Genomic DNA, 14,120 nt, shown 5'->3' on the forward strand with positions numbered 1-14,120 from the left:
GGAGACCACGGTGATCTCACGGCGTGCCAGGTTTGTTGACACGCACGATGGGGCTGTCCCCAGTCTCGCCGAGGGCCTGTTGCCCCGCCTTCTGCGATCGCCGCACGAGCGGGTCAAGCGAGGTGTCCGACAGCGCCGCGGCGGTTGTGTCGCGCGCCGAGACTGTGGCGAGCACATGATCGATGCCCTCGTCGTTGAGACGAGTCGATTGGTCGAAGAGCATTTCCCGAACGCCATGTAGGCATCGGGCAGACCGGCCGAGCCCACGTCGGGATCGGTGACATGCATCTGGTTTAGACAGTATCCATCCGGGTGGGTCCAGTTCCGTCGCAACGCGTCCTGTACTCTCCGACCAGCGCGAATTGAGCCTAAGAGATGCGATGGGTGCTAATGCCGATCTCGAGCAGAGCAGGGTCGAGGTGTTCCAGGCTGCCGATTGGCTGACCTGTGTTGTCGGAAACCTCGGTGGTGGTCTCGCTCGAAGACGACATTCCGTACTGCGGGGGATCCGAACTCATCGAGCGGATGGAAGCCGCCATTACGCGCGACCGAGGACCAATCGATGTGGCGGGGGCCGCGCTTATTCTGGACGGACAGCGCTCAAGACCTTCGACAGCTAAAGGCCTCCGTCCTAAAGGGTTTCAAGGCGGCCTCCGGGTCAGAGCCTCGACGGCAGATGTCGGTCGACAACATCACATACGACGTCTGGCCACTCTAGAACGCAACTTACGTTCTGATATGGGGAGCATTCTGTCAAGTGGGCAGGGTGAAGCGGCGGCCACAACCGTCGCTGGGCCGCCGCTTCATTGACCAGATGAGTCGGTGGGGATGTCGAGCGTGTCGTATCGACGCATGTCAGTTCTGATATTCGCGGGTTGGCTACCGCAGGACGGTACTTTCGAGTCGGAGCGGACCGCTGGTCTAGGGATCGAGCGTTATCGGTTGCGGGGCAACGTGATTGCTCATAGAACGGACGCGGGTCACTCCCAGACGCTTGCCGACACCTCGGTGATGTCATCTGGACATCTATGGGCACCTATTCGTCGAGGACGGCCAACGACCAGCACCAGCCGGCGAGTTCACGGGCGATCGCGGCGTTGGCGCTCACGGAACGTTTCTTGCGCTCGTCGAAACGGGCCCACCGGGCATGTAGTCGCCGGTTGGCTGCCTGCCCCCGCCCTCGGGCTGCCGGGGACGCCGTTTCCCACCGTCGCCGCAAATGGCGCCCCGGTCGATAGGGCGGCCGGTGATGCCAGGCCGCCTCGATCAGCAGTCGGCGGGCATGGCTGTTGCCGGTCTTAGTAACCCCACCCTGAGAGCGGGTTGCCCCCGAGGAGCACTCGGTGGGCACCAACCCGAGATAGGCGCCGATGGAGCGGCCCGACAGCCGCTGCCACTCGCCCATCTCGGTGGCCAGCCCGAACGCCGTCAGCGTCGAAACCCCCCGCAGGCACCCCAACCGGGTCACCACCGGGGTGAACACTGAATCGGCGGCCATCTCGACGATCGCCTCATCGAGGCGGTCGCGGCGGTCAACGGTGGCCAGCATCGCATCAAAGGCAGCATCGTAGGCCAGCTGTAAACCAGCACTGTCGAACCGGTGCATCCGAAGCCATAGTTCGTGTTTCTTGCTCCACGCCTCGCCGCCGCAGTAGACGATCCCGTGCCGCAACAACAGCTTTGACAACCGGTGTGAATCGACAAATGGAACTGAACGTAATGTACGACAGCCCTGACCCACGGTTGACATCCCCGCTGAAATGCCTTAGACATAAGACATGTTGCCAGCAACGTCTCACGGTTTTCGGCTGGCCGCGGCCGAGACCTGGCCCAATCCCTGGCCGATGTATCGCGCGCTGCGCGACCACGACCCGGTGCACCACGTCGTCCCCGATGGCCGGCCCGACCGCGATTACTACGTGCTGTCCCGGCACGCCGACGTCTGGGCGGCCGCGCGCGACCACGAGACGTTCTCCTCCGCGCAGGGGCTGACCGTGGAGTACGGCGAGCTGGAGATCATTGGGCTGCAGGACAATCCACCGTTTGTGATGCAGGATCCCCCGGTGCACACCGAATTTCGCAAGCTGGTGTCGCGCGGTTTCACGCCGCGTCAGGTCGAGGCGATAGAGCCCAAGGTGCGCGAGTTCGTCGTCGAGCGCATCGAGAAGCTGCGCGCCGACGGCGGCGGCGACATCGTCACCGAGCTTTTCAAGCCGCTGCCGTCGATGGTCGTCGCCCACTATCTCGGTGTGCCCGAGGAAGACCGGGCGCAGTTCGACGGCTGGACGCAGGCGATCGTCGCTGCGAATACGGCCGACGGCGGCGTTGGCGGCGCGCTGGGAACCGCCGGCGATGCGGTCGGATCGATGATGGCCTACTTCACCGGGCTGGTCGAGCGGCGCCGAACCGAACCCGAGGACGACACGATCTCGCATTTGGTGGCGGCCGGAGTGGGCGGCAGGGATGTCGCTGACGACACCGTCAGCGGGACGCTGTCGGTGCTGGCGTTCACGTTCACGATGGTCACCGGCGGCAACGACACCGTCACCGGAATGCTCGGCGGCTCAGTGCCTTTGCTGTACGAGCGGCCGGATCAGCGACGGCTTATGGCTGACGGCCCGGGGTTGATCCCCGACGCGGTCGAGGAGCTGCTGCGGCTGACGTCGCCGGTGCAGGGCCTGGCGCGCACGACCACCCGCGACGTCACGATCGGCGACACCACCGTCCCGGCCGGTCGCAAGGTCTTGCTGCTGTACGGGTCGGCCAACCGTGACGAACGCCAATACGGCTCGGATGCAGGCGAACTCGACGTGAGGCGCTGCCCCCGTAACATCCTGACCTTCAGCCACGGCGCACACCACTGCCTGGGGGCGGCCGCGGCCCGGATGCAATCGCGGGTCGCGCTGACCGAATTGCTGTCCCGTTGCCCGGATTTCGAGGTGGATGAGTCCGGGATCGTCTGGTCGGGTGGCAGCTATGTGCGCCGGCCGCTGTCGGTGCCGATACGAGTGAATTCCTGATGCCCGGTAATGACTGGCTGGCCGCGCGCCGCGGCGAGGTGGCGGTGGACCGGATACTCGACGCGGCCGAGGAGCTCTACACGCGGCGGGACCAGGCCTCCATCGGCATGAACGAGATAGCCAGGGCCGCGGGCTGTTCCCGCGCGACGCTGTACCGGTATTTCGAGAACCGTGAGGCGCTGCGGACCGCCTACGTGCACCGCGAGACGCGCCGGCTCAGCCGCGCGATCGCCGACGAGATCGACGGCACTGAGGACCCGCGCGAACGGTTGGTCGTAAGCGTCACCGCCGCGTTGCGGATGGTTCGCGAAAGCCCGGCGCTGTCAGCATGGTTCGCCGTCAGCCGGCCGCCGATCGGCGGCGAGCTCGCCGAACACTCCGAGGTGATCACCGCGATGGCCGCCGCCTTCGTCCACTCGCTCGGCCCGGAAGACGCCGCCGTCGTCGAGCGCCGGGCCCGTTGGGTGGTGCGGGTGCTCACGTCGCTGCTGATGTACCCCGGCCGGGACGACGCCGACGAGCGGGCGATGATCGAGGACTTCGTGGTCCCGATCGTGACGCCGGTCGCCGCCCGGGGCTAGTTCGTCACATCTGCCACACCAGTCTCCGGACAGGACCACAATCCGTTGCGCCCGCCTCTCAGCGACAATCAGCCGAGTTGGTGCCGCACACCCGAATTGTCGCTGAGAGGCAGGCAAAAGGTCAGCCGCAGGAGTCCCGCCATCCCCTTCGGCGGCCGCCACCTAGCCGTCCTTGACCCGCGTGAAACGGTGCAAGAGCCACGCAAGCGGGATGGTCACTGCCATCGTCGCGACGAATAGGTACCCCATCGAGCCTGTGTAGACGTGCGCCCGGACGATATACACCATCGCGAATTCCATTGTTATGAGATGGATCAGGAAGATCTCATAGGAGATCTCGCCCAGCCAGACCATCGGCCGGCTGGCCAGCAACCGCGAATACGAACCGTGATCACCCAGCGCCAGCGGCGCCACCGCGAGCGCGGCGATCACGGCATAGAAAACGGTCTTGAATATGGCCTGGCTCAGCGTCGCGGGCGACGTCGTGGGAGCGCCGGCGATCGGCGTGGAGACGATGAAATAACAGATGATCGCCAGCGGTATGGCCATGAACGCGTAGCAGCGCACTTTCATCGCCTGCAGCACGGCCAGCGCCATGCCCGCCAGGAACCAGGCCAGATAGGTCGGCAGCCACAGCCGCGCGCCGTCGGGGAACCAGTGATCGGCGTGCACCAGGATCAACCACGCCGGGCTGATCAGCATCATCGCGGCCAGGGCGGCCAGCATCAAATTCGGCTGCCATCGCCGTCGGGAGATCACCACCAGTAGCAGGTATGCCAGGAACGGCAGCGCCACGTAGAAGGCGCCCTCGACGGCCAGGCTCCACATCTGCGTCAGGCCCTGGTGCAGGTACTTGCCGAGGTAGCCGTTGCAGTAGATCTGCGTCAGCGTGAGGTTTCGCACCAGTCCCAGCCACGTGTGCCCGGGGTTGGGTCCGGCCTCGCGGAAGTGGTACAGCACGTAGGCGAACAGCACGGTGATGACGTAGGCGGGCATGATGCGCCGAACCCGGTGCCGCGCATAGCGGCTCAGCGACGGCGGCGGGCCGCCGGTGGCGGCCGATTTCAACCAGGGGCGAAACAGCAGGAAACCGGACAGCACGAAGAAGATCGGCACGCCGATCTCCAGCCGGGAGCCGACCAGGCCCCAATAGCCGTGGGTGTACTTGCCGGTGGTGTAGGCCGCATGGGTGCCGACGACGGTTAGCGCGGCGACCGCGCGGATACCGGTCAGCGATGAGACGCGGTCGACGTGGGCGACCTGCTCCAGTCCGCCTTGGGCGTCCCGTTCCTCGGAGAGGGTCATTCGGCGTGTTTCCGGCGTGGTTTGGTCTTGTTGGGTGACCGGTCCGGCCGCAGGTCGATCAGCACGCCCGAGATGCGTGTCTGCTCAAGCTTCTTCAGTGTCGCTTTGGGCAGTTTGGCCGGCAGTTCCACCAGCGAGAAGTCCGGCCCGATGGCGATGTGGCCGAAATCGCTGCGATGCAGGCCCCCCTCGTTGGCGATGGCGCCGACGATCGCGCCGGGACCGATCTTGTGCCGTTTGCCCACGGAGATCCGATAGGTACTGAATGCTCTTGTCTGTCTTGGCTTTTCATGATGTTCCTGACGTTCGCGCCGTTCGGGCGGCGGTTCGGGCGCCATCAAGAACGCCGCTCCGTCGCGGGACTGCAACGCCAGCGACGCGGCGATGTCGGCCATCGGAACGTCGTGCTCGCGTTCGTAGTCCTGCACCAGCTTGCGGAAGAGGTCGATGCCGGGTCCGCCGAGGGTGTCGGTGATGGAATCGGCGAATTTTGCCACCCGCTGCGCGTTGACGTCTTCGACGGTCGGCAATTCGGCCTCGGTGAGCGTTTGCCGGGTTGCCTTTTCGATCGCCTTGAGCAGGTGGCGTTCCCGCGGGGAGACGAACAACAGGGCGGCTCCCGAACGCCCGGCCCTGCCGGTGCGTCCGATCCGGTGCACGTAGGACTCGGTGTCGTGCGGGATGTCGTAGTTGAGCACATGCGATATGCGCTCCACGTCCAGCCCCCGCGCGGCCACGTCGGTGGCGACCAGGATGTCGATGCCTTTGGCGCCGCCGCGTTTGAGTGCGGCGATGGTCCGCTCGCGCTGGGCCTGCGGGATGTCGCCGTTGATGGCGGCCGCGGAAAACCCTCGGGCCCTGAGCTTTTCGGCGACCTCCTCGGTGGCCTGCTTGGTTCGGACAAAGACGATCATCGCCTCGAACGGCTCGACCTCCAGCACGCGGGTCAGTGCGTCCATCTTGCGCGGACCGGCCACCTGGATGTAGCGCTGCGAAATGTTCTCGGCGGTAGCGGTTTTCGCCTTGGAGGTGACTTCGAACGGATCGTGCAGATACTTTTTCGTGAGCTTGCGGATCGCCGGCGGCATGGTCGCCGAGAACAGGGCCACCTGTTTGTATTCCGGAGTGTCGGACAGGATGCGCTCGACGTCTTCGGCGAAACCCATGGTGAGCATCTCGTCGGCCTCGTCGAGCACCAGGTAGTCAATCCGCGACAGGTCCAGTGTCCCGCGTTCGAGGTGGTCGATGACCCGGCCGGGCGTGCCGACCACCACCTGCGCGCCGCGCCTCAGCCCGGCCAGTTGCACGCCGTACGACGACCCGCCGTAGATCGGCAGCACGTTGATCTGCGGCAGATGGGCCCCGTAGCGGCTGAACGCCTCGGCCACCTGCAGGGCCAGCTCGCGGGTGGGGGCCAGCACCAGCGCTTGAGTTGTTTTGCTGGTGACGTCGATCTTGGACAGTTTCGGGATGGCGAAGGCCGAGGTCTTGCCGGTGCCGGTCGGGGCCAGCCCGTCGTCTTCGGTGCCCGCCATCAGCGGCGGGATCGTCGCCGCCTGGATGGCCGTCGGCGACTCGTAACCCACATCGGCGGTCGCCCGCAGGACCGCAGGGTGAATCTGCAGGTCGGCGAACGTCGGAGAGGCAGCCTCGGGCGGGCTGTCCGGGGAGGTCATCAGGACATGGAGTCTAGTGGTGATTTGTGAGGCCGGGTGCACCCGGCACCGCGCGGCCACGCCTGCCGCATCCATCGGCCGGATGACGGTACGGTTTCGCGATGTGTGGTTGCTAGCTTGCCGTGCGCTGACGGGCGCGACCGTTGTCGCGTCGGCCTCCATTGCTTTGAGCGGCTGCGGTTCCGGAGACTCCACCGTCGCCAAGACACCGCAGGTAACGACGACAACAGCGACCGCGTCGATCACCGCCCCCGCCACACCGAGCGCGACGTCCGGGATGGCCGCGCCCGGTAGCGCGCCGCCCGATCCGTGCGCGGTCAACCTCGCCTCCCCCACCATCGCGAAGGTGGTCTCCGAGCTGCCGCGCGATCCGCGCAGCCAGCAGCCCTGGAACCCCGAGCCGCTGGGCGGCAACTACAACGAGTGCGCCCAGCTGTCGGCAGTGATCATCAAGGCCAACACCAACGCCGTCAGTCCGACCACCCGGGCGGTGCTGTTCCATCTCGGCCAGTTCATCCCGCAGGGGGTACCCGACACCTACGGGTTCAACGGCATCGACGCGTCGCAAACCACCGGCGACACCGTGGCGTTGACGTATCCCGGCGGGATCAACGGCCTCAACACCGATGTGCGGTTCCATTGGAACGGCAACGGGGTCGAGCTGATCGGTAACAATCCGGGCCACTGACGCGCCGTTCCTGTTCGCGCGACCTGACGGTTCTGGCCGCGCTCAGATTGCGGCACGGGCTGCACTGCGTCAGCCGCTGACCATCAGCGGAAGCGAGATCACGCCGGGACCACCGGCGACGACGATCACCCAACGGCCATCGACGGGCATGGTGATCTCGACCGGGAAGTAGGCGAATCCGATTTCGCCGAGCATGGCTCCTTCGGGCATCTCGTAGGCAATGCGGAGCAGGTCGTCACCCGTCGGGGGCCAGATCTCAACGTCAACCCGGTGGTCCGGATCACCGGCCTCAGACTGTGTCAGCACGACCAGCAGAAACCTGGCCCACCGGTCCGGCCCGACGACGAATCGGGACAACACGCCACCGTTGACGTTCAGCTTGTTATTGACCACCGAGGCCGCTTCGGCGAGGAAGGCTCCGGTGACGATCACCAAGCCGAAGCTACCGCCTCATCGGCATGACCACGGGCTCGGGGTAGGGACCCGACGCAGCTGCGCGTGGGAGTTGGCCAGGTCCCTCGCCGCGCTTTGTTCCGGCGGCATGGATGACCACAGAATGCGGCCACGAGCGAAATTCCGTTTCTCGCCAGCCGTCTCGATCACCAACACGACCGGGGCGCGGCTAGCCGAACCGTGTCGGCCCCCTCGCCTACAGTTGCAGCTGTGTTCGTCACCGGCGACTGCGTCGTCTACAGCGCGTCGGATCTCGCCGCCGCCGCCCGCTGCGAGTACGCCTTGCTGAGGGATTTCGACACGAAACTCGGCCGGGGCCCCGCGGTCTCTGTCGAGGACGAGCTGCTCGCGCGAACCGCCGCCCTCGGCACCGAACACGAACGACGCCGCCTCGACCAATACCGCGACGAGTTCGGGGATGGCGTCGCCGTCATCGGCCGCCCGGCCTACACGCTCGCCGGGCTGACGGCCGCCGCCGAAGCCACCCGGCGCGCCATCGCCAACCGCGCCCCGGTGGTGTATCAGGCCGCGATGTTCGACGGCCGATTCGTCGGATTCGCCGACTTTCTCGTGCTCGACGGCGAGCAGTACCGGGTGACCGACACCAAGCTGGCCCGCTCGGCCAAGGTTCCCGCGTTGCTACAGCTGGCCGCCTACGCCGACGCGCTCGCCGGCGCGGGCGTCGCGGTCGCGCCGGAGGCCGAGCTGGAACTGGGCGACGGCACCGTCGTGCGCTACCGCGTCGGCGACCTGATCCCGGTTTACCGTTCCCAGCGCGCGCTTTCGCAGCGGCTGCTCGACGAGCACCACGCCGCGGGGACGCCCGTGCGCTGGGAGGACCAGGAGGTCAACGCGTGCTTTCGCTGCCCATTGTGCACCGAGCAGCTGCGCGCCACCGACGATTTGCTGCTGATCGCCGGTATCCGAGTAACCCAGCGCGACAAGATCATTGACGCCGGCGTCAGCACCGTCGCCGAGCTGGCCGACCACAAGAGTCCGGTTCCCGACCTGGCGCCCAGCGCGCTGAACAAACTGACCGCGCAGGCCGAACTGCAAGTCCGCCAACGCGACACCGGGACCCCGCAATTCGAGATCGTCGACCCGCAGCCACTCACACTGCTGCCCGACCCGGACCCCGGTGACCTGTTCTTCGACTTCGAAGGCGACCCGCTGTGGACGGCCGACGGACACGACTGGGGCCTGGAGTATCTGTTCGGCGTCCTGGAGGCCGCAGGGAATTTCCACCCGCTCTGGGCGCACAACCGGGTGGACGAGCGCAAGGCGCTCACCGACTTTCTGGCGATGGTGAAAAAGCGCCGTAGGCGGCGCCCCAACATGCACATCTACCACTACGCACCCTACGAAAAGACCGCGCTGCTGCGGCTCGCCGGGCGATACGGAGTCGGCGAGGACGAGGTCGACGAACTGCTGCGCAGCGGGACGCTGGTCGATCTATATCCCCTGGTGCGCAAAAGCATTCGGGTGGGCGCGGAATCGTTCAGCCTCAAGGCGCTCGAGCCGCTTTACATGGGGGCGCAGCTGCGCGCCGGCGACGTCACCACGGCCGCCGAATCGATCACCTCCTACGCCCGCTACTGCGAGCTGCGAGCGGCGGGCCAGCTCGACGACGCCGCATCCGTGCTCAAGGAGATCGAGGACTACAACCACTACGACTGCCGGTCGACGCGGGAACTGCGCAACTGGCTGATGTTGCGCGCCTACGAGTCCGGCGTCGTACCGATTGGCGCCCAACCGGTTCCGCAGGGCAACACCGTCGAGGACCGCGACCGGCTGGCGATGACGTTGTCGGCGTTCACCGGCGACGCCGGGGTCGGCGAGCGCACGCCCGACCGGACGGCGGTGGCGCTGGTGGCCGCGGCGCGTGGGTACCACCGGCGCGAGGACAAACCCTTCTGGTGGGCGCACTTCGACCGGCTGAACTTCCCGGTCGAGGAGTGGGCCGACGATACCGACGTCTTCATCGCCGAGGAGGCGTCGGTCGACGCCGACTGGCACACCCCGCCCCGCGCGCGCAAGCCCCGGCGACGGGTGCAACTAACGGGAGAGCTGGCGCGCGGCGACCTGATGACGAACGTCTTCGCGCTTTACGAGCCCCCGGCCCCGCCGAGCATGACCGACAACCCCGACCGCCGCGCGGCCGGTCGCGCCGAGGTGATAGCGGTCGACGATCCGGCGGTGCCCACGGAGGTGATCATCGTCGAGCGAGTCGGCAATGACGGCAACACTTTTCACCAGTTGCCGTTCGCGCTCGCCCCGGGGCCACCGGTGCCCACCACGGCGCTGAGGGAGTCGATCGAGACGACCGCCGCCGCGGTGGCCGCCGGGTTGCCGCGACTGCCGCGCAGCGCGATACTGGACATCCTGCTGCGCCGCGCGCCCCGCACCCGCCGCGGCGCCCCGCTCCCTCGCAGCGGTGACACCGTCAACGACATCACCGCCGCGGCACTCGACCTCAACGAGTCGTACCTGGCGGTGCACGGGCCGCCCGGCACCGGCAAGACGCACACCGCCGCCCGGGTGATCAAAAGCTTGGTCGTCGACCATGACTGGCGCGTCGGCGTGGTGGCGCAATCCCACGCCACGGTGGAGAACCTGCTGGGCTGCGTGATCGACGCCGGACTGGATCCGGGCCGAGTCGCCAAGAAGCGCTACGACCATGACGCGCCGCGCTGGCAGGAGATCGAATCCAGCGAGTACGCGGCCTTCATTGCCGGTACCGCCGGCTGCGTGATCGGCGGCACCGCTTGGGATTTCGCCAACGCCAACCGGGTACCGCCGGGCAGCCTGGACCTGCTGGTGATCGACGAGGCGGGCCAGTTCTGTTTGGCCAACACCATCGCCGTGGCACCTGCGGCCGCCAACGTGTTGCTGCTCGGCGACCCCCAGCAGCTGCCCCAGGTCAGCCAGGGAACCCACCCGGAACCGGTCGACACGTCGGCGCTGGATTGGCTGGTGGACGGCCGGCGCACGCTGCCCGACCAACGCGGCTACTTCCTGGGCCGCTCCTACCGCATGCATCCGGCGGTCTGCGCCGCGGTCTCAGCGCTGGCCTACGAGGGCAGGCTGCAGTCCCACGAGTGCACCGAAGCGCGGCACCTCGACGGACAAGAGCCCGGCGTGCACGTCAGCGCCGTAGCACACCAAGGCAATTCGACGGAGAGCCCCGAGGAGGCCGACGCGATCGCCGCGCAGATCGGGAAGCTGCTCGGCCGGGCGTGGACCGACGAGCGCGGCACCCGGCCGCTGGCCGCCTCCGACGTGTTGGTGCTGGCGCCCTACAACGCCCAGGTGACGCTGATCCGTCGGTGGCTGGGCTCGGCCGGGCTCGGCGCGGTCCGGGTCGGAACCGTCGACAAGTTCCAGGGCGGGCAGGCTCCGGTGGTCTTCATGTCGATGACGGCCTCGTCGGCCGACGTGGTGCCCCGCGGAATGTCGTTCCTGCTCAACAGGAATCGGCTCAACGTCGCCATCAGTAGGGCGCAGTACGCGGTGGTGATCGTGCGCTCGCAACTGCTGACCGAATACCTCCCCGGCACGCCCGCCGGCCTGATCGACCTGGGCGCATTCCTCGCGCTGACGCAGGGCTACGCGCCCGACGAGTGCCGGCCGTAGCCGGTGGGATCGTCGTCCGGATCCGGACGGTAGCGGCGGCCCGGTGACGCCATCGGGCGCAGCCGCTTGCCGCCGTCGACGCGAGACCCGTTGTACGCGAAGCCGGTCGGTCCGGCCTGCGCCGGCCGCGGCTCGGGGCGCGGCGGGGGCTTGGCGGCGGGTTCACGGACCAGGACGAACTCGACGTAGTCGTCGTCGTCATAGCCGTCGTCGACGACGTCGCCATCATCCGGCAGGTCGCGGCCCGCGCGCGCCGAAGGCACGAACCCGAGCACGAACAGTGCCGCGACGATGCCGAACAAGACGATGAACGCGGGCAACAGCACCGACTGCGCCATCGCGGCCGCAAACGGCTCGCGCAGGAACGCGGGCAGTTGCAGGGCGGTGGTGTCCTCCGCCGACGGCGCGGGCGACGGCATCTCGGCACCGATCCGCCACGTCATGAACGCGGCAATGCCCGCGCTCCCGAGAACCGCCCCGAGCTGCCGGATCGAGTTGTACACCGCGGAGCCCGCCCCGGCCAGATCCGCGGGCAGGTTACGCGTCGCGGTGGCCGTCAGGGGCGACCACACGAACGCGCTCCCGACGCCGATCACGGCGAACGGCAACAGCAGCCGCCAGATCGGCGTCGACGGCGACATCTCGAACGACAGCCAGGTCAACCCGATCGCCATGATCGAGAAGCCGAAACCGAGCACCGGGCGCGGGTGGTACCTGTCGACGATCACGCCCACGAACGGCGCAAGCACGCCGTTGGCGACCGCCATCGGCGCGATCACCAGGGCCGAGCGCGTCGGCGACAGCCCGCACCCGGCCTGCAAGAAGAACGGCAGCGGCAGCATCATCGCTGTCGTCGCGAACGCGGTAACGGCGACCCCGGCGTTGCACAGGCTGAAGTCGCGGTCGGCGAAGATGCGCAGCGGGATCAGCGGCTCGCGGGTGTTGACGGCCTGCCAGTAGACGAACACCGACATGCATCCGGCACCCGCGACGATCATCGCCCAGACCCAGGGCTGCCAGTGGCCGGCCTGGCCCTCCTGCAGCCCGAAGACGATGAGGAAGATGCCCGCCCCGGACAACCCGACGCCCACCAGGTCGAAGCGCTGCGCCTGGGTGGGGAGCACCGGCACCAGCCACACCGCCAGGGCCAGCCCGACCACGCCGATGGGGACGTTGACGAAGAAAATCCACTGCCAGCCCAGCCCGTCGACCAGCGCGCCGCCGGCCAGCGGCCCCACCAGGGTGGCCACGCCGGCGGTGGCGCCCCACAGGCTCACCGCGACACCGCGCCGCTCGGGCGGGAAGATCCGGGTGATCGTCGACAGGGTCTGCGGGGTGAGCACGCCGGCGCCGACGCCCTGGACCACGCGGGCGGCGATCAGCATGGCGGCGCTGCCCGACAGCCCGCACCAGATCGACGCGGCGGTGAACACGCCCAGGCCGATCAGGTAGAGGTTTTTGGTGCCGAACCGGTCGCCGAGCCGCCCGGCCACCAGCAGCACCACCGCGTTCCCCAGCAGGTAGGCGCTGGTCACCCAGACCACGGTGGAGTATCCGGTGTGCAGGTCGATCTTGATGGTCGGGTTGGCGATGACCACGATGGTCGAGTCGACCATGATCATGAAGAAGCCGACCATCATCGCCGCGAGCGCGTTCCAGGGATTCCGTGGGCCGGACACGAGCAAGGAGTTCCAGCGCTTCACCAGGTCGCTCGGCCCCGCGCGCCGGGTCCCCCCCGGCGACCGGGGCGTCGCCGTGTTCATGTGGCTTGCCCCCTCACACCCTCGCGCCAACGGCCTGATCGTCACCCAACCTGCATTATTCCGATTCGGCAAATGCGCCGCGCGGCCGCGGATCGGTGACCGCGCGTTAGCCTGAAAGGAACATTGGCAGGAGCACCACCAGGATGAGCGGTATGCGGGCCCGACGAAACAGAGCGTCACACATGTCAAAGGCGGAACAGGCGGCGCCCGGCGCCGGCGGCCGGCCCAAGGCGTCGGCGCGGGCATTGGCGCAGGTCATCGAGCGCAGCACGCGCGTACACGGCCCCGCAGCGCAGGCCTATGTGGCGAGGTTGCGGCGCGCTCATCCGGGCGCGGGCCCCGCCGAAATCGACGCCAAGCTGGAGAAGCGCTACCTGGCCGCGCTGACGGCCAGCGGCGCCGCGGTCGGGTCGGCCGCGACGTTGCCCGGGGTCGGGACGTTGACGGCGGTATCCGCGGGCGCCGGGGAAACCGTCTTCTTCATCGAGGCCACCGCCCTGTTCGTGCTGGCGAAGGCCGTGGTCTACAACATCCCGGCCGACCACCGGGAGCGGCGCCGCGCGCTGGTGCTTTCCGTCCTGGTCGGGAACGACAGCAAGCGCGCCATCGGCGAGCTGATCGGGCCGGGCCGCACCAACGGCGGCTGGCTGGCCGAGGGCATGGCCTCGCTCCCGTTGCCGACGCTGTCGCGGTTGAACACCCGGATGCTCAGCTACTTCGTCAAGCGCTACACGCTGCGGAAGGGCGCCCTGATGTTCGGCAAGATGCTGCCGGTCGGCATCGGAGCCGTGGTCGGCGGCGCCGGCAACCGGATGGTGGGCAAAAAGATCGTCCGCAACGCCCGCGACGCGTTCGGCGCCCCGCCCACCGGCTGGCCGAGCACGTTGCGGGTATTGCCGTCGATCCACGAAGCCGGCTAGCGGCCACCTCACCCGGTCACGCTCGCGTATTGCTGGCAAAAGGATAGCCTTTATTGGGGCGGAAACGTTCCAGGACCGACG

General features: G+C 67.8%; 11 protein-coding genes and 1 pseudogene. 5 read left to right on the forward strand and 7 right to left on the reverse strand.

All coding sequences use genetic code 11. From position 1 onward, the window contains the following. Positions 1-16 precede the first annotated feature (16 nt). From JWP83_RS29050 to JWP83_RS29060, 3 genes and pseudogenes are all read right to left on the reverse strand, one after another. Complete coding sequence (locus tag JWP83_RS29050) at positions 17-223, reverse strand: hypothetical protein (protein ID WP_297738496.1); 207 nt, start codon at positions 221-223, stop codon at positions 17-19. Positions 224-368: 145 nt separating this feature from the next. Then, complete coding sequence (locus tag JWP83_RS29055) at positions 369-518, reverse strand: hypothetical protein (RefSeq protein ID WP_297738498.1); 150 nt, start codon at positions 516-518, stop codon at positions 369-371. 518 nt (positions 519-1,036) lie between these two features. Continuing rightward, positions 1,037-1,693: pseudogene (locus JWP83_RS29060) on the reverse strand (transposase); the annotation flags it as partial. An 85-nt stretch (positions 1,694-1,778) separates the two neighbouring features. Between JWP83_RS29060 and JWP83_RS29065 the strand changes: the two are divergent. Then, positions 1,779-3,020, forward strand: coding sequence for a cytochrome P450 (locus JWP83_RS29065; RefSeq protein WP_297738500.1), 1,242 nt, complete (start codon positions 1,779-1,781; stop codon positions 3,018-3,020). After that, the gene (locus tag JWP83_RS29070; RefSeq protein WP_297738502.1) at positions 3,020-3,601 is read left to right on the forward strand and encodes a TetR/AcrR family transcriptional regulator; all 582 of its coding nucleotides are present in this window, start codon (positions 3,020-3,022) and stop codon (positions 3,599-3,601) included. The genes JWP83_RS29065 and JWP83_RS29070 overlap by 1 nt, the downstream gene beginning before the upstream one ends. A gap of 162 nt (positions 3,602-3,763) precedes the next feature. On the opposite strand, the gene JWP83_RS29075 is transcribed toward JWP83_RS29070, so the two are convergent. Both JWP83_RS29075 and JWP83_RS29080 read right to left on the reverse strand, forming a co-directional pair. Continuing rightward, positions 3,764-4,906: an acyltransferase gene (locus JWP83_RS29075; RefSeq protein WP_297738504.1), complete on the reverse strand. Its 1,143-nt coding sequence runs from the start codon at positions 4,904-4,906 to the stop codon at positions 3,764-3,766. Then, positions 4,903-6,582, reverse strand: a complete 1,680-nt coding sequence (locus JWP83_RS29080; RefSeq protein ID WP_297738506.1) for a DEAD/DEAH box helicase — start codon at positions 6,580-6,582, stop codon at positions 4,903-4,905. Before JWP83_RS29080 ends, JWP83_RS29075 begins: the two co-directional genes overlap by 4 nt. Positions 6,583-6,664: 82 nt before the next feature. Between JWP83_RS29080 and JWP83_RS29085 the strand changes: the two genes are divergently transcribed. Then, positions 6,665-7,270, forward strand: coding sequence for an LppP/LprE family lipoprotein (locus JWP83_RS29085; protein ID WP_297738508.1), 606 nt, complete (start codon positions 6,665-6,667; stop codon positions 7,268-7,270). Between the two features lie 69 nt (positions 7,271-7,339). On the opposite strand, the gene JWP83_RS29090 is transcribed toward JWP83_RS29085, so the two are convergent. Continuing rightward, positions 7,340-7,699, reverse strand: coding sequence for a hypothetical protein (locus JWP83_RS29090; RefSeq protein ID WP_297738571.1), 360 nt, complete (start codon positions 7,697-7,699; stop codon positions 7,340-7,342). 234 nt (positions 7,700-7,933) lie between these two features. On the opposite strand from JWP83_RS29090, the gene JWP83_RS29095 reads away from it, so the two are divergent. Further along, positions 7,934-11,356 (forward strand): TM0106 family RecB-like putative nuclease, encoded by a 3,423-nt coding sequence (locus JWP83_RS29095; RefSeq protein WP_297738510.1) that lies wholly within the window; start codon positions 7,934-7,936, stop codon positions 11,354-11,356. Here JWP83_RS29095 and JWP83_RS29100 read toward each other — a convergent pair. Beyond that, the gene (locus JWP83_RS29100) at positions 11,329-13,119 is read right to left on the reverse strand and encodes an MFS transporter (protein ID WP_297738512.1); all 1,791 of its coding nucleotides are present in this window, start codon (positions 13,117-13,119) and stop codon (positions 11,329-11,331) included. The genes JWP83_RS29095 and JWP83_RS29100 overlap by 28 nt on opposite strands. Positions 13,120-13,271: 152 nt before the next feature. Here JWP83_RS29100 and JWP83_RS29105 point away from each other — a divergent pair, with 152 nt between their 5' ends. After that, positions 13,272-14,039 carry a hypothetical protein gene (locus JWP83_RS29105; protein ID WP_297738514.1) on the forward strand — a complete coding sequence of 256 codons (768 nt, stop codon included), beginning with the start codon at positions 13,272-13,274 and terminating at the stop codon, positions 14,037-14,039. The last annotated feature ends 81 nt before the right edge of the window (positions 14,040-14,120 follow it).

This window comes from Mycobacterium sp. (assembly GCF_025965855.1).
Classification (GTDB): domain Bacteria; phylum Actinomycetota; class Actinomycetes; order Mycobacteriales; family Mycobacteriaceae; genus Mycobacterium.

What these genes read in the sequence shown, in the direction of transcription:
- JWP83_RS29085 (WP_297738508.1), top strand. Translation starts at nt 6,665, where the DNA reads ATGACGGTACGGTTTCGCGATGTGTGGTTGCTAGCTTGCCGTGCGCTG.
- JWP83_RS29100 (WP_297738512.1), bottom strand. Translation starts at nt 13,119, where the DNA reads ATGAACACGGCGACGCCCCGGTCGCCGGGGGGGACCCGGCGCGCGGGG.
- JWP83_RS29080 (WP_297738506.1), bottom strand. Translation starts at nt 6,582, where the DNA reads ATGACCTCCCCGGACAGCCCGCCCGAGGCTGCCTCTCCGACGTTCGCC.
- JWP83_RS29065 (WP_297738500.1), top strand. Translation starts at nt 1,779, where the DNA reads ATGTTGCCAGCAACGTCTCACGGTTTTCGGCTGGCCGCGGCCGAGACC.
- JWP83_RS29105 (WP_297738514.1), top strand. Translation starts at nt 13,272, where the DNA reads ATGCGGGCCCGACGAAACAGAGCGTCACACATGTCAAAGGCGGAACAG.
- JWP83_RS29075 (WP_297738504.1), bottom strand. Translation starts at nt 4,906, where the DNA reads ATGACCCTCTCCGAGGAACGGGACGCCCAAGGCGGACTGGAGCAGGTC.
- JWP83_RS29050 (WP_297738496.1), bottom strand. Translation starts at nt 223, where the DNA reads ATGCTCTTCGACCAATCGACTCGTCTCAACGACGAGGGCATCGATCAT.
- JWP83_RS29070 (WP_297738502.1), top strand. Translation starts at nt 3,020, where the DNA reads ATGCCCGGTAATGACTGGCTGGCCGCGCGCCGCGGCGAGGTGGCGGTG.
- JWP83_RS29055 (WP_297738498.1), bottom strand. Translation starts at nt 518, where the DNA reads ATGAGTTCGGATCCCCCGCAGTACGGAATGTCGTCTTCGAGCGAGACC.